This window comes from Amycolatopsis echigonensis, from assembly GCF_014174495.1.
Lineage (GTDB): Bacteria > Actinomycetota > Actinomycetes > Mycobacteriales > Pseudonocardiaceae > Amycolatopsis > Amycolatopsis echigonensis.
The window spans coordinates 1-16,360 of sequence record NZ_JACJHR010000128.1 but is presented as its reverse complement, the minus strand read 5'-3'; the positions used below and the strand labels follow the sequence as shown (position 1 = coordinate 16,360).

The window sequence follows — 16,360 nt, the reverse complement described above, 5'->3', positions numbered from 1 at the left end:
CAGGCACACGTACTCGTCGATGATGTGCTGCGCGGCCTCGGTCGGCAGAGTCGCAAATCGGGCGAGTTGCTCCGGCCACCCGGCTTGGCAGCCAGCGTAAGGACAATGGCGGCAGCAACTTTTCGGCCACACCACCCCGAGTTCGCGGTACAGGTAGTCGATGCAGTCCTGTCTGCTCCAGCCCCACTCGTAGATCGGGTAGGTGGGGATGCGTTGGCCGCCCATGGAGTATGCCGAGTCGCGTGTGATTCTGGTGTCCTCGTTGACGTTGAACCCGATCGCGTGGACGTACTGCTGGTCGCCGAATTCCTTAGCACGCCAGGAATCCTGGGGCCAGCCCTTGGCTTTCTGGCTGCATTTCCGGACGCCACCGAGCTGGGGCATCGTTCCAGTTGCCCGATTCTCGTGTGAGAGCCTGTAGGCGCCCTCCAGGTGCAGCCGGTACGGTTGGCGGGTGTCCTACAAGACCGCGACGCCGTCCTTTTTGGTCGGCCCCTTTCGGGCCACCTCCACCAGGCGCACGTTGTGCTTGCGGAGCAACGGGAGTATGTGCCGCTCGACGAGCTTGCCGGTGGTGCTCCATTCGTCCCCGGTCTGTGCGATGACAACAACCAGTTTGGGGTAGTCGGCTGCGATCGTGTCGGGCCGGGGGTTGGGGTCGGTGAGCATCCGGTAGATCCCGGCGGTGGTTATGTAAACAGTCAAGCTGTCGCAGAAGGAACGGTGTCGCAGGGCGGCGGCGCCTCGGTGGAACCTACCTCGGGATTCTCCAAGGGCGGGCCTGGTGTGAATGGCGATTTTCCAGCCGGCCCCTGGTGATCGCTGCGGAGTCGGAGCTCTGTTCGTCGGACTGATGCCAGTGGCCGAGCGTCGTCGCCGGCGCCGAAGTCCTCGCGTCAGCGCCTCTTCTCTTGGTGGTGGCGATGGTCGGTCAGACCGGCTCGGCCGATCAGAGCGGCAGCGACGAGCAGTGCAGCCCCTGCGGCGTAGACGGCGGTGATCCCTGCCGCATCAGCCAGCCACCCACCCAGCCCGAGGGAGGCCAGGCGGCCGAGTTGCCAGATCAGATCGAAGGCGGCGAAGACCCGGCCGCGTGCGGCGGGTGGGGTTTCGGCCTGCAGCAGCGAGTTGAAGGTGACTGCGCCGGCAGAGGTGCCCCCGCCGTAGCCGGCCAGGCTGCCCAACGCCACCACCGGGACGCGGACACTCGCAAGGACGGCATCTACGGCGGCGCGCAACAGATAGGGTCCGAAAATGAACGCGGGTTTGCGAGGATCGGTGATCAGCCGGGTCAGCAGTAACGGGCCTGCTGCGGCGCCCACGCCGATGCAGGCCAGCGCGATTCCGTATCCGGCGGGGCCCCTGCCCAGGCGCTCGCGGATCAACACAACCAGCAGGGCACTGGTCGCTCCGGCCGACAACGCCGCCAGGGCCTGACCAGCGGCCAAGGCTCGCAGCACCCGGTGCCCGGCCAGCACCCTGATGCCGTCTCGGGCCTGATGCCACCAGGCGGCACGGGCCGCATCGGCTGCCGGGCGCAGCAGGTGCAGGCGGGACAGCAGCAGCGCCGAGACGGCGAAGCTCGCTGCGTTCACCCAGAACGCCAGGCCATAGCCGACGGTCGCGACCACGGCACCCGCAGCCGGGGCGAGCACGATCTGGGAGAGCACCGCGGCGGTCCAGATCCCCGAGTTCCCGGCGATCAACTCCTCCTCGTTCACCAGCGCGGGCAGCGCGGCACTGGCGGCCGGATTGAACAACGCCGACGCTGCGGACATGGCGAACGCCACCGCGTAGATGCCCGGCACCGAGCCGGCGACCAGCGGTAGCCCCGCAGCCACCAGCACGCGCGCCAAGTCGGCAACCACCATGACCCGCACCGGCGAGAACCAGTCGACTGCCACCCCAGCGAACGGTGCCAGCAGCAGCACCGGGACGATCTCCGCGACGATCACCCCGGCCACACCGAGCCCGGAGCCGGTGCGGTCCCACACCAGCAGGCCCAACGCCACGGTGGCGAACGCGTCACCCCAGGCAGAAGCGGTGCGCGCCGCCCACAACCGGCGGTAACCAGGATGGGAGAACACCTGGCGCAGCCCGGTGCCCGCACGTCCTGGCTGGCCGCGGCTCAGCGGACTTTCTCCATGGTGTGCCCGCAGCAACAGGTGGGGTTGCGGTCGCGACCGTGGCCTGGGACGGCGCCCTTGGTGACGGTCATCTCACATCCGCGCTCCGGGTCCGGGCGCCGGTACACCTCGCACTCGACTATTGCCATGACCTGCGCCTCCCTTCGGTTTCCGGTCCTACACTGGAGACGCTAAAACCTTCACCCCAGGTGAAGGTCAAGGCGAGCGGCCGGGACGCGAAGGAGGCAGACGATGGCCCAGGCGATGACCGTCGGGCGGGCCGCCCAGGCGGCCGGGCTCACCCGTAAGGCCGTGCGCTTGTATGAGGAGCGCGGCCTGCTGCCGCCCGCCCAGCGCACTGCGGCCGGGTACCGCCTTTACAACCAGGACGACGTCGACACCCTCACCTTCATCCGCCGCGCCCGCGCCCTGGACCTCCCCCTGGACGACATCGGCACCATCCTCACCCTCCGCCGCGCCGGTCCCACCCCGTGCGGAGCCGTACGGGATCTACTCGACGCCCGGATCGCGGAGATCGACAACACCATTACCGAATTGCTGGCGCTGCGTGCGAGCCTCACCGCCAGTCGGGACACCGCCGTGGCAGCCGATACCGAGTCGGAACCGAACAGATCGATCTGCCCGATCATCGAACGGTGAAGTAGCCGCTCAAGGACCCTCATGTCTCACTGAACTCTTGATGGCCGCGTTGCGAACTGGCGGTAGCCGAGCCTTTGCGGAATGGCCACTCGTTGCGGCAAATGTCCAGTCAGACTGGGCCGACCGATCATCGGACGGCTGAGCGGCGTTCGATAAAAGACTGTGTTGTGCCAGACGCCGCCCCGCTGGGCGATGCGTTCGCGGATGCCGACGGTTCAGCAACCGGCGGCGTGGTGCGGGGCGATGCTTGCGCGATTCTCCGTGAAGATGGAGGCATGCAGAGTCCGCAGCCCTGCGTCGTCGACTGTGGTGGTTTGCTTCTACAGCAAGGCTTTGCCGCCTGCCGGACTCCCATGGGGACAATCCGGCCGCCTCGGGCTCGCATCGTAGAGGCCCGCGTGCCAGTTGGATCCCGGCAGGCAGGTCACCTGCTGCCGGGTCCTCCTACCTGGTCCGCATTTTCTTCGGGCTGTGGCCTGGGTGCGCAGCAGTCGTCGGCGGTGTCGGTGGTGGTGTGGCGGCGTTCGCGGCGGGTGAGGGTGGCGATCGCGGTGACGAGGATGAGGCCGAGTGCGGTGATGGCGATCGCAAGTTGGTGTCCGGTGATCCAGGCTGACACGGTGCCGACGACGCCGGTGAGTGCGCCGATGCCGGGGTGCCCGCCGAGCAGTTGTGGCAGCCAGTAAAGGAGTAGGTAGCCGCCGGAAAGGGCAAGCACGGCGCCGGTGATGCGGTTCATGTGGGGCAGCAGCCGTCGGAGGAACCGGTTGATCAGGCCGCTGGCGAATGCGGCGAATAGCGCGAGGGACAGCAGCAGGGTGGCGGAGCCGGCGGCGTAGGCGGCGAATACGACCAGGACGCCGGAGATGTTGGTGCTGGCCAGGGCTTGGGTGACGACCGCGAGCAGCACCGCGAGCGTGCAGGAGGCGGAGGCCAGTGCGTACCCGGCGCCGAAGGCCACCATGCCTCTGGGCCCCTGCCGCGGGGTGCCGGAACGGCGGGTGGGTAGCCGCAGCGGCAGGTGTCCGCCGGCGACCATGGCCAGGCCGCCCACGGCCAGGATCGCGCCGAGCGCGGCGGCCAGCCACGGGATGACACCGGTCAGGGAACGCAAGCCGAGGGCGAGTAGTAGTCCGATGGCGGTGAAGGTGCCGGCGAACCCGGCGGTCAGCGCGAGCCCGGCGCGCAGGCCACCGGCCAGCCGGGACAAAGCGCCGGGCCGCGCGTCCGCCTGGCCGTCGCCGGTGTCGACGGCGTAGGCGAGGAAGGCGGGCAGTACGGCGAAGCCGCAGGGGTTGACCGGGGCGAGCATCCCGGCGCCGAAGGCGAGCGCCAACAGCGGGCCGATCACGCGCTCACCTTGGCCAGTTCGGCACGGATCTGATCGGCGGTGGGCTCGACAGCGCGGAACACCGGTTTGCCGGAGGCGTCCAGCACGACGGCGGTGGACAGCTGAGTGACCTGGTAGGCGCTGATCAGGGTGGCGTTGCTGTCGCTGGCGTAGGCAAGGCTGGTGGCCTGGTTGGCGGTGAGGAAGTCTGTGATGTCCTGCTCGGTTTCGCCGGGGCCGATGTCGACGGCGACGAAGTTCGCCTTCGTGCCGACCGCCTGCTGGACCTGGGCGAGGGTGTGGGTGGCCGGACCGCAACCGCCGCACCCGACGGAGAAGAAGAACAGCACGCTGGGCCGCGAGCCGGGCACCGCGACCTGCACGCCCTGCAGGGTTCGGGCGGTGAACGCTCCCGCAGCGGCAGTGGTCCCGGCCTTTGCGCTGCCGTCGGCAGCGGGTGGGGACGCGGTCTGCTTGCTCGACGGGGAAAACGCCGAATACAGCACGACGGAGATCCCGACGACGGCGATAACGGTCAGCGCGATCGTGACGAGTCGTCGACGAGAGCGCGGCGCGGCAGGTCCGGTCGGGGCGGGTGCGTCAGGCATGGGTCAGGACTCCTGGTTGGGGTGGGAGGACTCGTGTGGCCGATCGGGCTGGTCGCGGGCGGGTGGCACGGGCGGGCAGCACGAGTTGTCTCGGGTGGCGCCGTGTCGGGTGACGCGCCGGCGCGCGAACCGCGTCACCGCGGCGAGGACCACCACGACGGCGGTGCCGATGACCCAGGGGTTGCCCAGTACCGAGCCCACCGCGCCAAGGGCTCCGGCGGCGATCAGCACCGGCAGGCCGCAACACACGATGGGGACCAGGAGGAAACCGGCGGCGGCGAGCGCGGTGCGCTTGCTCTCGGAGCCGGGGTTGGTCGACATGGAGGCGGTCTCCTCGGCTGGTCAGGCGTTCGGGGCGGTGATGCGCATGCACGCGGCGAGGGCGGCGGCGTTGTCCGCGGCCAGCGAGCGCGCCAGCAGCACCAGTTCCGCGACGCGGGGGTCGGTGACCCGGTAGTAGGCGAAGCGGCCTTGGCGGCGCAGCTGCACGTAGCCGCAGTCGGACAGGCAGGCCAAGTGACTGGACACCCGGCCCTGGGACAGGCCGATGTGCGTGACGCATTCGCCCACGGCGTGTTCCTCGTGCAGCAGGAACTCCAGCAGCCGCAGCCGGGCGGGGTCGCCGAGGGCGCGGAAGAATTTCGCCATCATCTCCACCCCGTTCGGCTCGGTGGGCAGCAGCGTGCTGCTGCGTTCGGAAGCGTCGGCCACGGTCGCCGTCCTCACATCGAGTGTCTGTCGTATCCGGATGTACGAATCTTAGGTTAGCATCTATGCATCCGGGAAGACGAATATGTCAGTGGGAGGAGATCGCTGGTGCGGTACGACTTGGCGGTGATCGGTTCGGGTGGGGGTGCGTTCGCGGCGGCGATCGCGGCCCGCGGCAAGGGCAAGAGCGTGGTGATGATCGAGCGCGGCACCGTTGGCGGGACGTGCGTCAACGTCGGCTGTGTGCCGTCGAAGGCACTGCTGGCCGCGGCCGAGGCCCGCCATGTGGCGCTGGACCAGCACTTTCCGGGGATTTCCACCAGCGCGGGCCCGGTGGACGCCGCCGCGCTGATCGGTGGCAAGGACACGCTGGTGGCAGGGTTGCGGGCGGAGAAGTACGTCGACCTGGCCGCCGAGTACGGGTGGGAGATCCTGCCCGGCGAGGCCCGGTTCATCGAGGGACCGGCGCTGGAGGTGAACCTGCATGACGGCGGCCACGTCCGGGTCGAGGCCGAGCACTACCTGATCGCCACCGGCTCCACCCCGCGTACCGACGGCCTCGACGGAGCCGACCGGGTGGACTACCTGACCTCGACCACCGCGATGGAGCAGACCGAACTGCCCGAGTCGTTGGTCGTCGTCGGCGGCGGCTACGTCGGGCTGGAGCAGGCGCAACTGTTCGCCCACCTCGGCGTCCGAGTGAGCATCGTGGGCCGATTCGCCCCGCACACCGAACCGGAACTCGCCGGCCTGCTGGCCGGGGTGTTCGCTGACGACGGCATCGCCGTGATCGCCGAGCGCGCCACTGAGGTTGAGGCCGATGGTTCGGGCGTCGTCGTCACCGCCGGTGGGCAGCGGGTGACTGGGCAGCGGCTGCTGCTCGCGACTGGGCGGAACCCGGTCACCGCCGGGCTCAATCTCGACGCGGTGGGCGTGAAGACCGGGCATCGCGGGGAGGTGGTCGTCGACGAGTATCTGCGCACCGACAACCCGCGCGTCTGGGCGGCCGGGGACGTCACCGGGCACCCGCAGTACGTCTACGTCGCCGGGGCCCATGGCAGCGTCGTGGTCGACAACGCCTTCGGCGACGCCGGGCGCACCCTGGACTACCATCACCTGCCCGCGGTCACCTTCACCACGCCCAGTCTCGCCTCCGCCGGGCTGACCGACGTCCAAGCGGTGGAGCAGGGCTACGCCTGTAAGTGCCGGGTGCTGCCGCTGGAGTACGTGCCGCGGGCGCTGGTCAACCGCGACACCCGCGGCGCGATCAAGCTCGTCGCCGAACAAGGCTCCGGGCGGCTGCTCGGCGCGCACGTGCTCGCCGCGGGCGCCGGGGACGTCATCGCCACCGCTGTCTATGCGCTGGCAAACCAGATGACGGTGCACGAGATGGCCGACCTGTGGTGCCCCTATCTGACGATGGCGGAGGGCATCAAACTCGCCGCCCAAACCTTCACCCGCGACGTGTCCAAACTCTCCTGCTGCGCCTCCTGAAACCCTGCTCTCGGAAGGACAATCCCGATGACGAATGACCTGGACACCGTGGTGTCCACTATGGATAGTGTCTTCTCCCGCCAGGACAGCCCGGCCGGATGGCTATGGCAGCCGCTGTTGCGGCAACTGGCCCGCGGCGAACCCCTCACGATTGCCGACCTCGCGGCCGCCACCGGCCGCGCCGGTGACGAGGTTGCGCAGGCGGTGGGCCGACTGCGCGACACCGAATACGACGACGCCGGACGGATCGTCGGCTACGGCATCACGCTGCGCCCGACCCCGCACCGTTTCACCGTCGACGGCCACCAGCTCTACACCTGGTGTGCCCTGGACACCCTCATCTTCCCCGCCACCCTCGGCCAATCCGCCCAGGTTGAATCCCCCTGCCACAGCACCGGTGCCCCGATACGGCTCACCGCCGAGCCCGACCGAGTCAGGGATGTCGAGCCCCAGACCGCGATGGTCTCCATCGTCACGCCTGACGACTTGGTCTCCGTACGGGCTTCCTTCTGCAACCACGTGCACTTCTTCGCCGACGCCGACGCCGCGGCGCCCTGGCTCGCTGAGCACCCCGGCGGATCGGTCCTCCCAGTCGCCGACGCTTATCAACTCGGCCGGCAGCTGGACGCCGCTCAATCCGAGGAGCCCGAGCCCGGCGGGTGCTGCTGACGCCCACCTGCGCCGCCCGAACCGCCATCACCGAGAAGGGACAGCCACTGTGAGTACGGACTTCGATGTAATCGTGATCGGCGCCGGACCGGGCGGCGAGACCGCCGCCTCGCGCCTGCACGCGGGCGGACGGCGGGTCGCGTTGATCGAGCAGGAACTGATCGGCGGGGAGTGCGCCTACTGGGCGTGTATCCCGTCCAAAACCTTGCTGCGCCCACCCGAGGCCCGCGCCGAAGCCGCCCACGCGGCCGGCCTGTCCACTCCGGCGCAGAACTGGGCGGCACTGCGAGACTACCGCGACTACATGATCCGCCACCTCGACGACACAGAGCAGGTCACCGGATACGAGAAGCAGGGCGTCACGGTTATCAAGGCCACCGCAGCCCTGGTGGGCCGGGACCCGTGGCGGGTACGGGCCGGTGGCCGGGAACTCACCGCCGAGCACGTGGTGATCGCCACCGGCTCCGACGCGATCCACCCACCCATCGAGGGCCTGGACGAGGTCAGCGTATGGACCAACCGGGAAGCTACCACCCTGCGCGAGATCCCCGAGCGGATCGTGATGATCGGCGGCAGCGCCGTCGGGATCGAACTCGGCCAATTCCTCGCTCGCATGGGCGCTCGGGTCACCCTGATCCAGCGCGGCGACCGGCTGCTGGACCGGGAAGACCCCCGTGTCGGGGACATCGTCGCCACCCACCTGCGCGCCGACGGCATCGACGTCCGTCTCGGCCGGCAGGCCACCGCCGCGCGCCGCGACGGCGCCGATACGGTGATCGACCTCGACGACGGCACCACCGTGCGCACCGACGTCGTCGTGCTCGGCACCGGACGCCGCCCCCGCACCCACGGGCTCGGCCTGGAGACTGTCGGGGTCACACCGGACCCGCGCGGCGCGCTGGAGGTCGACGAGCACTGCCGCGTCACCGCCGGCCTCTGGGCGCTCGGCGACGTCACCGGGGTCGCGCTGTTCACCCACGTCGCCATGTACCAAGGACGGGTCGTGGCCGACAACATCCTCGGCACACCCCGCCAAACCACCTACAGCGGCATCCCCCGCGTCGTGTTCGCCCAACCCGAGATCGCCGCTGTCGGCCTGACCACCGACCAAGCCCGCCAGCGTGGCCTCGACATCGCCACCACCGAACTCGACCTCGCCGACTCGATCGCGCGACCCTGGACTTACGAAACCGACCCCGCCGGCACCCTCGGTCTCATCGCCGACCGCACCCAGCGGACGCTCATCGGGGCCTGGGCCATCGCACCCCAAGCCGGGGAATGGATCCACACCGCCGCCCTCGCCATCCGCGCCCAGATCTCCATCGACACCCTGCTCGACGGCGTCGCCCAATTCCCGACCTACACCGAGGCGTACCTCGCCGCCCTCGAACAGCTCGCCATCTAGAAACCGCCCGGCCGCTCTCGGTGTCACAGCGTCGGTGGACGGGGGTCACCTCCGGGTGTGAAGCGAGATCACGTCGGGATCGTGGTGCGCCAGATGTCGGATCTGGTCCTCCAACTCCGAGTTGCGCAGGGCGAGGACCTGGATCTGGTTGGCGTAGACCCTGATCGTCTCCTCCAGTTCCCGCACGGTGGCGGCGTGGTCGCTGGCGGTCTGTTTGCGTTCCCGCTTGAGGGCGGTGATCTCCTCGCGCAGCGCGACGAGTTCAGGTTGCTGGGCTTCTCGATTCGCTTGTGCCGCAACAACGGCGTCCTTGAACTCCGGAGGCGAGCGGTAGAACGAGTCGCGGCCCACACCGGCTTCCCGGCACAGGTTGGAGACCGTCAGCTCGCCGTCGGTCACAGTCGGCTGACCGGCGAGCAGCCGGGTCAGCGCCTGCTCCAGGCGGACTTGGGTAGCGACGCGGGTCACGCCTGCGCCTCCTCGCTGTCGAGATCACCGATGAGCTGGTCGAGCTCGGTGATGTAGCCGGTGAGCGCGACCTGCTGGAGTTTCGGGACCGGACCGGCTTTCTCGCAGGACGCCTGGAGATCCAGGGCCTGATTGCGGGCGGCGGCCAGCCGGGGCCGGTGCACTGTGGACCGTCGGGCGTTCGGACAGCGCAGGCACATGTTGTGCTGCGGAACGGGCTGCCCGACGACCTTGGCTCGCTTGACACAGACCGCGGTCGCCGCGTTGAAGAAGCAGTCGTTGAGCACGCCGGGATGCAGCGTCTTGGTGAGATGCCGAAGCATCGTCCGCAGCCGCAGCTCGTCGGACACGACGCCGGGGAGATCACCCAGCTCGCGCCGAATGCGCTGGAACTCGGCGTTGATCCGCTCGGCCGCCCCACCGCCGGACTGGGCGCCGGTGTTCCAATCCCGGTAAAGATCCTCCACGTAGTCGAGCATGGCGACCGCCTCCTCGGCGGCGACCTCGGCGGCGAACCCAGAGGCTGAGGTCCCGGCATAGCCCTCGAACATGGTCACCTTGGCGTGGTGGTACTGCCGGGCACCGGCGACCACACCGAAGGGCTGGTGTGCGATATGCCAGGCCAGACTCCGCCGGAACTGCCGGGTGGTGAACACCCACTGCTGTTCCCCGTCGGCGGGGACGAACGGTTCGGCCACCCCGTCGGACGATTGGGTACCGAACAGCTCGTTGACGTGGTCCCGGAAACCACCGAGGCGCTCGGTGAGCTTGTTCGCCAGCCGTGGCTTGCTGGCGGGCCAGAGCCGGTAACCGAACAGATGCGTGGGGTCGTCGTTGATCTGCAGCAGGACGTCGATCGCCTCGTGAACGGCGTCGAGCACGACCCACTCGGCCTCGTCACCGGTGAGCTTGCGGCCCTTGAAGACCCGGCCGCGCAGCTTGTAGCGGGTCCGGCCGTCAACGGCGGTGGTGGTGACAGCGCAGTCCCGCGCCAGCTCCAGGACTTCCATGTCCCGAAGTCCTGACAAGTAAGCCACCAGCACCCAGCAGGCGGTGCGCAGGTGGTGCAGTTCGTCATGCAGGCTGCGGTGATTCAGCCGCCCTCGCCAGGGTCGCCCGGTGTCCGGCCACGTCGAGATCGGCGTGTCCAGACCACCCTCTTCGTAGCCGATCTCGGCGCCGATCTGCTCCATCAGCCGTGTCGGATGCCCCTGGAAGCTGTTGGTTCCGCTCATCAGGGCGACGAGAGCGGCGTTCGGGGCTTGCACGACGCCGTCGACAACCGGCGCGGTCGGGCGCTGGGCCAGGCAGTACAGCGGCAGTGCGGGAACACCTCGCCCCTCCTGACGGCGGCGGTCCAGGAACGCCTCGATCTTGGTGACAGCCTCGCCATGCCGGCACCGGCCGCCTGCTCGGGCCTGCTCCAGGTCGGCGATTTCCCGCTGGGCGGCCAGGAGGTCCCGGCTGGCGGTCTGGACGTAGAACAGGGCGGCGCGCAGCAGTGGAGCCATGATCGGCTCGGGGATGCGCGGGGTGCTGTTCTCCTCGTCCGGTCGCCGCCCGGCGACCTGGGTGGCCGGGCGGCCCTTCCAGGGCACGACGGTGAGGCGGTCCGCGGTCAGGTACGGGCTGTGCGCCTCCAGGTGCTGGATGACGCCGATCCGGACAGCCAGCGTGTTTGGCACACAGGTCTCACGCCAGACGCGTGCGGTCGCGTCCAGGTGGGATTGGCGGGCCTGCGCCAAGCGCGTCACGCCCTGCTTGCCGAGCTCGGTAAACAGTTGACGCACGATGATGAAGTCCTTGTAGGTGTTGGTGATTTTCATCGGTCGGGCGGTCCGCGATCCGTAGGACAGCGGGACCACGCGGTGGATGCGGGAGTAGATGAACTCCTTGGCCGTGAGCATCGCGATCTCGTCGGGCAGCTCGGTGAAGTCCAGCCGGAGGTAGCCGTTGCTGCGGGGCGCGAACGGTCGGAAATCCCAGATGTCGTCGCTGAACCGGGGGCCGCGGCCAGTTGTCTCGGTGGTCAAGGACTCGGGCAGCACCCAGGGATCGGCCGATGGCTCCGGCGCGGCGGACGGGCGCGGTGCGGGGGCGCGGGTCACGCGACGGCCTCCCAGAACTCGGGCGGCAGCAGCAACCGTGCCCCACCGCTTTCGGCGATCGTCTGGGCGGTGGTGATCTGCTCGTCTCGGAACTTGGCCCGGATGCCGCGCACGATCCGGTCCCACGCCAGGCCGTAGCGCACGTTCCACTCGCTGACGGGGTACTCCTCCCGCTGGCGCTCGATGAAGTCCAGGAAGGTCAGAACCTGCGGCAGGTGCCGGGTGGTGAACACCGCGTTCGGGCACTCCAGGCAGCCCCACAACGACACCGGGCACGGCTTGCCCTTCGCCCCGAAAGGCGAGTCGTAGAAGTCGCGGCAGGAGGCCAGGAACACGTCGCTCTCGCGCGACAGCAGCGCCTGCACCTGCTCGGGTGGCAGGTCCCCTTCTCCGGCATCGAGGCGGGTGCCGTCCTCGTCGAGTACCACCGGCGGCGGCAGCGCGACGTCCAGCGCTTCGCGCAGGCCGTTCTCCACGGCTTGGTCGTGCAGCTCGTCGTGGGCGGGGATGTTTGCGTAGTGGTTTGCGGCGACGTCGGCGGTGTGGCCCTGGGTGAAGTCGGCGAGCACGCCGGTGGCTTTGAGGTATTGCTGGGACTTGTAGGTCTTGCGCAGCCGCCGCAGATCCAGCCGCACCGGCGTTCCGTCAGCGTCGGTCATCTGGTCGATGCCGTGTCGTTTCTGCCAGTTGTCCACGTGACCCCAAGGACCCTGCCCGCCGAGCGGGAAGGAGTCCCGCAGGCCCTTGTCTCCGTAGTCGACCCACAAATCGGTGCTGCCACTAAACTCGCGGGCTCGCGCGGTGAGCCGCAGCGCCAGTCGGATCAGACCGCCGGGATGGTGCAGGGCACCGCCATCGCTGACCCGCATGGACTTAGAGATCCGGCGACCGTGCGCGCGCCGCTTGACATAGTTGACACTCACGAACCCGCGGGCCGGGTTGGTCAAGCAGTCGGCCTGCAACCGCTTGGCGCACTCCGGCTCAAGCCCGGTCATGCAGCTCAGCAGGATCAGGAACACGACGTTGTCCTCCCGAGTGAGGATGAGCGCCGCGTTGAGCGGGCGCCCGTTGCCCAGCCTCTTGCCGACCAGGGGCCGCAGGAACTGCATCGTGACAGGCCCGTGACGGGCGATGTGCCACAGCACGTTCTCGATCACATCCCAACCGCCGACGTTCGGGTCCTGGCCCGTCGCGGCTCGGGCTTCGCCATCCTGTATTCGGCGCGCGATCGCGCGGACATCCGCCAGCGCGGCGTTCCTGATCGCCTCGAACACGTTCTGCGGGTAGGCATCCAAGGGTCTCGTCTGACGGGCACGGGTTTCCCGTCCGAGGAACCTCAGCCGGATAGCCAGGTCGGGATCGAACGTCGTGGGGCTGGCGTCGAACGCCACGCGGAGCAGCCGGACCACCACACCGATGCTGATGCGCGGCTGGTCACTGTCCGGTCCGTACTCGGCGATCAGCGCCTGCTCGAACGCGTCGATGTGCTCGGCCTCCAGGTCACTGAACTCGACCTCGGTGGCGTTCTGCGGTTCGGCTCCAGTGATGAACCGCACGAACTTCCGCACCGAGAACAGGTTCATCTTGAACGCCTGGTAACTCGATTCGGGTCCGTCGGCGGCCACCGTGCGCAGCGTCGCGGCAAGCTGGCGGGTCAACCGCGGGCATGGCCACGCGGACATGTCGAACGTGCGGTCGGCGCCATCCAGGTGCAGCCGGAGCACCAGCGGACCGATGTCCGGGACAGGAGCGGGTTGCGCGGGCATCTGCTCCTCGGTCGGGAAAGCCGCCCAGCGGCCACGGCGACCGGAGCCGGCACCCTCGGTGCGGTTCACGCGGCAGCACCATCCTCAAGCCGGACCCTGCTCAGCGCTTCGGCTTGTTCATCCCATTCGCGCAGCGCGGACAGCACGATCTCCTGCGCCTCGTCCAGGACGTCGAGGTAGACGAAGACCGTCTCGCGCTGGCGATGGCCGAGCAGTAGCTGCAACTTGCGCAGCGGGTCGCCGACCAGCAGCCGTTTCACCTGCTGGCTCATCAGGGTCTCGCCGGGCTCCATGCGCAACGCGCGGACGGTCTGGCGCAGCAGCAGCCCGAGCATGTGCACGGCGAATGTGTGACGCAGGGCGTGCGGATGGACCACCAGGTCCAGGCCGAACCGGGCGCACCGTTCGTTGGCTCGCCGAAACACCGCCTGCCACGTCGACCGCGACAGCGGCAAGCCGTCCTCACCGAGCCACAGCCACAACGGACCACCCGGACCGTCGTCGCCGACCCGGCACAGTCGCTGCCGTTCCTCGATCGTCACCCGCGAGTACGGCCGCGAGCGGCCATCCTCGACGAGCGTCAGAGCAGTCTTGCCGACGGAGCGAACTCCCATCCAGGCGTCCGTACACCCGTAAGCCCCGGCCGCCCGGCGGCGCTCGACCAGTTCGTCGCGTTCGATGTCGACGTAGTGGTGCAGGTCGCGCAGCACGCGGCGCGACACGAAAACCGTCCTCGGCCGGCTGCGCTTGGTGATCGTCGCGGGCAGGTTCAGGTCTCCGGTCAGCCGCCGCTGCGCCAGCGGCGGTACCTCGGTGACCAGGAGGCTCGACGCCTCTCTCAGCCGCATCCCGGTGCAGACCAACAGGTCGGCGAACACCGCGTTGCGCTCGCCGTGCCGACCGCGCCAACTCGGGTCCGGCGAGCCGTCGGGTAGTTGGCCACGCAACCCGACGTCCCGCCACACCAGGTAGTCCTCGTAGGCCAGGAACCGCACCGGCCCGGCGCTGTCCTCGACCTCGCGCTCGGCATTGAACAGCACCCGTACCAGCCCGCGGGCCGTCAACACCGTCTTCTCAACCATGCGGAACGGCTGGGCCTCGATCAGCTCCTCGTGTATCGCCCACTTGACCCACTTGTCTAGCGCCGCGATGAACCTGTTCCAGGTCGACGCGGACACCGTGAAGCCCTTGGTCCGCCGCCGCGCCCGCTTGTAGGCGCGCAGATCGTCCTGGCCGGCGTCCCAGATGGACCGTCCACCACGGTGCTCGTGGAGGAAGCGGCCGAACAACATCAGATCACGCGCGTACGCCTCTCTCGTGTGTTCCGAGCGCACACCCCACCCGTCCAACTCGCGCACGAACCGGTTCAACTCCAGGTCGTACGAGCCGTCGGGGCCGAGTAGGAACGGCAGCCCGTCGCCTACACCGGCACGACGCAGCACCTGGGCTTCGTCACCGCCGAGCCCAGGTGCGCCGAGCGCTCTCACCGGTGACGTCTTGTACATGAGCAAGGTTGAGATCCTCCGGGATCTGAACACGCCAAACACAGCGAAGCTGGCGTTGGCTAGGGACCTCTGCGACAGCAGTGAAGTGTCACCATAACGGTTGACTCTGCTCCCATGCCGTACGACCACGCGTACGGCATCAGCTCGGTGTGGTGGATCGGGTTGGTGTCGACGTGAGTGGAGGCGTCGGGTGCTCTCCTTTCCATGTCGTCCTCCGTGCGTTGTTGTTCTGCGGACGGATAGTCGTGTGGCGAAGCGACGGACAGCACCACGACCAACGGCCGGACCCCGTCGGTGATCAGAGGGTCCGGCTACTCGTGGCATGGTTTGGCAGGCACGCTCGGGGTTGGCTGTCTTCATGCTCCGGCGTACTTGCATTGGACGATGTCGCCGTCGTGGCGACCGTCGCAGGTGATCTCGCCGAGCGTGCGGTTCTTGACGGCCAGCTTGCGTCGTGCGATCGCTTCGAGGTCGTCGATGGTCGACCTTTCCAGCGCCTCATGGTGCTGGCGGCTGTCGTCGTCGAGCGGCTTGTCGGGGAACGCGGCGGCCCACATGCGGAAGTACAGGCCCGCGGCGGGTGACCGCAGCGGGGCACGCAGACTGATGTCGCGGCACAGGCAGCACACCTCGACCGCGGTTCCCGGCCGCGTGTCCGCGTCGTTGACGAGGCGCTCCAGGAGTTCGCGGCAGTGCGACCGGTAGACGAACTCGGTAGCCATGAGTTGGTGCGTGGCTGCGAGAAGGGGAAAGCTGTGGTAGAGAAGGTCGCGTTCGGACGGATGCCGCTTCATGGCCCGGCGAATCTCGTCTTCGGCCCAGTCGATTTGCTGAAAGACTCCTTTCAGCAAGCTGGTCACCTCACGCAAAATGTCCACTGGGGAGTAGTTCTCGGCTGTTTTGGGCATGGCTGAGCCCCTTTCTGTCTGGTGAATTGCGGTGGTGTTTCGAGTGGCGCGCGACATCGGCGGAGCTGCCGTCGTGGCCGAAGCTCGGTTACGCGACGGCGAGGCGTGGCTTCGGGTACGGGCCGGGGGCCATGCCGATGGTGGTTCGAGTGCGTTCGCCGCGGGTGCGGCCGAGCCGGATCGCGTACCGGTGGTTGCCGGGATGCCGCTGGCGACGTGCTCCGATCGCGCGCAGCGCGGTGGCGAGCCACAGCGTCGGGTCCTCGTCCGGGTGACGCGGTGCGGCGCCGAGCGCGACGAGTCTGGCCACGACGCCGTTGCGTCCCCGTTCACCACCGGTGACTTTCGCTTGGGCGCGGGCGGTCAGCACCGTCGCGTCGGGCAGCACCGTGAGGGTGCGGCGGGTGGACCGACCGAGGTAGTCGAAGTTCAGCGCCTGGTACACGATGCCGAGGTGCCCAGGCTTGATCAGCTCGGTCCGACCCTCGGTGGTACGCCAGCGTGGAACGGGGTCGGCAAAGCTCACCAGCCCTCGCACGCCGTGTTTGGCGGCACGGGCGAAAACCCTTGCGCAGAACCACGATTCGCCGTTCATCGCAACACTG

The 16,360-nt window shown here is 68.7% G+C and carries 17 protein-coding genes; 4 read left to right on the top strand and 13 right to left on the bottom strand.

The window, feature by feature from the left end; genetic code table 11:
• From H5411_RS43155 to H5411_RS43145, 3 genes are all read right to left on the bottom strand, one after another.
• Positions 1 to 384 (bottom strand): hypothetical protein (locus tag H5411_RS43155; protein ID WP_220818237.1); only part of this gene is annotated, 384 nt, incomplete at its 3' end.
• 75 nt (positions 385 to 459) lie between these two features.
• Positions 460 to 705, bottom strand: a complete 246-nt coding sequence (locus H5411_RS43150) for a hypothetical protein (protein ID WP_183127421.1) — start codon at positions 703 to 705, stop codon at positions 460 to 462.
• Between the two features lie 191 nt (positions 706 to 896).
• The gene (locus tag H5411_RS43145; protein WP_014805440.1) at positions 897 to 2,087 is read right to left on the bottom strand and encodes an MFS transporter; all 1,191 of its coding nucleotides are present in this window, start codon (positions 2,085 to 2,087) and stop codon (positions 897 to 899) included.
• 291 nt (positions 2,088 to 2,378) lie between these two features.
• Here H5411_RS43145 and H5411_RS43140 point away from each other — a divergent pair, with 291 nt between their 5' ends.
• The gene (locus H5411_RS43140) at positions 2,379 to 2,786 is read left to right on the top strand and encodes a heavy metal-responsive transcriptional regulator (protein WP_014805442.1); all 408 of its coding nucleotides are present in this window, start codon (positions 2,379 to 2,381) and stop codon (positions 2,784 to 2,786) included.
• Positions 2,787 to 3,210: 424 nt separating this feature from the next.
• Here the strand turns inward: H5411_RS43140 and H5411_RS43135 are convergent, their stop codons facing one another.
• From H5411_RS43135 to H5411_RS43120, 4 genes are read right to left on the bottom strand one after another with little or no spacing between them, the layout of a single operon-like run.
• Positions 3,211 to 4,137, bottom strand: coding sequence for a cytochrome c biogenesis CcdA family protein (locus H5411_RS43135; protein WP_014805443.1), 927 nt, complete (start codon positions 4,135 to 4,137; stop codon positions 3,211 to 3,213).
• Positions 4,134 to 4,724 carry a TlpA family protein disulfide reductase gene (locus H5411_RS43130; RefSeq protein WP_014805444.1) on the bottom strand — a complete coding sequence of 197 codons (591 nt, stop codon included), beginning with the start codon at positions 4,722 to 4,724 and terminating at the stop codon, positions 4,134 to 4,136. Before H5411_RS43130 ends, H5411_RS43135 begins: the two co-directional genes overlap by 4 nt.
• Positions 4,725 to 4,727: 3 nt before the next feature.
• The gene (locus H5411_RS43125) at positions 4,728 to 5,045 is read right to left on the bottom strand and encodes a hypothetical protein (RefSeq protein WP_014805445.1); all 318 of its coding nucleotides are present in this window, start codon (positions 5,043 to 5,045) and stop codon (positions 4,728 to 4,730) included.
• Positions 5,046 to 5,066: 21 nt separating this feature from the next.
• Positions 5,067 to 5,435, bottom strand: coding sequence for an ArsR/SmtB family transcription factor (locus tag H5411_RS43120; protein ID WP_014805446.1), 369 nt, complete (start codon positions 5,433 to 5,435; stop codon positions 5,067 to 5,069).
• Between the two features lie 105 nt (positions 5,436 to 5,540).
• Between H5411_RS43120 and merA the strand changes: the two genes are divergently transcribed.
• From merA to H5411_RS43105, 3 genes are read left to right on the top strand one after another with little or no spacing between them, the layout of a single operon-like run.
• Positions 5,541 to 6,926: a mercury(II) reductase gene (merA, locus tag H5411_RS43115; protein WP_014805447.1), complete on the top strand. Its 1,386-nt coding sequence runs from the start codon at positions 5,541 to 5,543 to the stop codon at positions 6,924 to 6,926.
• Between the two features lie 27 nt (positions 6,927 to 6,953).
• A complete protein-coding gene (gene merB / locus H5411_RS43110; protein WP_183127419.1) occupies positions 6,954 to 7,595 on the top strand; it encodes an organomercurial lyase MerB in 642 nt (213 codons plus the stop codon).
• 49 nt (positions 7,596 to 7,644) lie between these two features.
• The gene (locus H5411_RS43105; protein ID WP_183127417.1) at positions 7,645 to 9,000 is read left to right on the top strand and encodes a dihydrolipoyl dehydrogenase family protein; all 1,356 of its coding nucleotides are present in this window, start codon (positions 7,645 to 7,647) and stop codon (positions 8,998 to 9,000) included.
• A 45-nt stretch (positions 9,001 to 9,045) separates the two neighbouring features.
• Here the strand turns inward: H5411_RS43105 and H5411_RS43100 are convergent, their stop codons facing one another.
• The 6 genes from H5411_RS43100 to H5411_RS43075 form a co-directional block, all read right to left on the bottom strand.
• Positions 9,046 to 9,468, bottom strand: a complete 423-nt coding sequence (locus tag H5411_RS43100; protein WP_014805450.1) for a hypothetical protein — start codon at positions 9,466 to 9,468, stop codon at positions 9,046 to 9,048.
• The gene (locus H5411_RS43095) at positions 9,465 to 11,576 is read right to left on the bottom strand and encodes a hypothetical protein (protein WP_183127415.1); all 2,112 of its coding nucleotides are present in this window, start codon (positions 11,574 to 11,576) and stop codon (positions 9,465 to 9,467) included. The genes H5411_RS43100 and H5411_RS43095 overlap by 4 nt, the downstream gene beginning before the upstream one ends.
• On the bottom strand, positions 11,573 to 13,411 hold the full coding sequence (locus H5411_RS43090) for a hypothetical protein (protein WP_220818236.1): 1,839 nt from the start codon (positions 13,409 to 13,411) through the stop codon (positions 11,573 to 11,575). The genes H5411_RS43095 and H5411_RS43090 overlap by 4 nt, the downstream gene beginning before the upstream one ends.
• Positions 13,408 to 14,847 (bottom strand): tyrosine-type recombinase/integrase, encoded by a 1,440-nt coding sequence (locus tag H5411_RS43085; protein ID WP_183127414.1) that lies wholly within the window; start codon positions 14,845 to 14,847, stop codon positions 13,408 to 13,410. Before H5411_RS43085 ends, H5411_RS43090 begins: the two co-directional genes overlap by 4 nt.
• Before the next feature lie 356 nt (positions 14,848 to 15,203).
• Positions 15,204 to 15,755 (bottom strand): hypothetical protein, encoded by a 552-nt coding sequence (locus H5411_RS43080; RefSeq protein WP_183127412.1) that lies wholly within the window; start codon positions 15,753 to 15,755, stop codon positions 15,204 to 15,206.
• 88 nt (positions 15,756 to 15,843) lie between these two features.
• Positions 15,844 to 16,360 (bottom strand): hypothetical protein (locus tag H5411_RS43075; RefSeq protein WP_220818235.1); only part of this gene is annotated, 517 nt, incomplete at its 5' end.

Excerpts from the sequence above, each read along its gene's own strand:
- H5411_RS43140 (WP_014805442.1), top strand. The coding sequence starts at position 2,379 with ATGGCCCAGGCGATGACCGTCGGGCGGGCCGCCCAGGCGGCCGGGCTC.
- H5411_RS43130 (WP_014805444.1), bottom strand. The coding sequence starts at position 4,724 with ATGCCTGACGCACCCGCCCCGACCGGACCTGCCGCGCCGCGCTCTCGT.
- H5411_RS43125 (WP_014805445.1), bottom strand. The coding sequence starts at position 5,045 with ATGTCGACCAACCCCGGCTCCGAGAGCAAGCGCACCGCGCTCGCCGCC.
- merB (WP_183127419.1), top strand. The coding sequence starts at position 6,954 with ATGACGAATGACCTGGACACCGTGGTGTCCACTATGGATAGTGTCTTC.
- H5411_RS43085 (WP_183127414.1), bottom strand. The coding sequence starts at position 14,847 with ATGTACAAGACGTCACCGGTGAGAGCGCTCGGCGCACCTGGGCTCGGC.
- H5411_RS43080 (WP_183127412.1), bottom strand. The coding sequence starts at position 15,755 with ATGCCCAAAACAGCCGAGAACTACTCCCCAGTGGACATTTTGCGTGAG.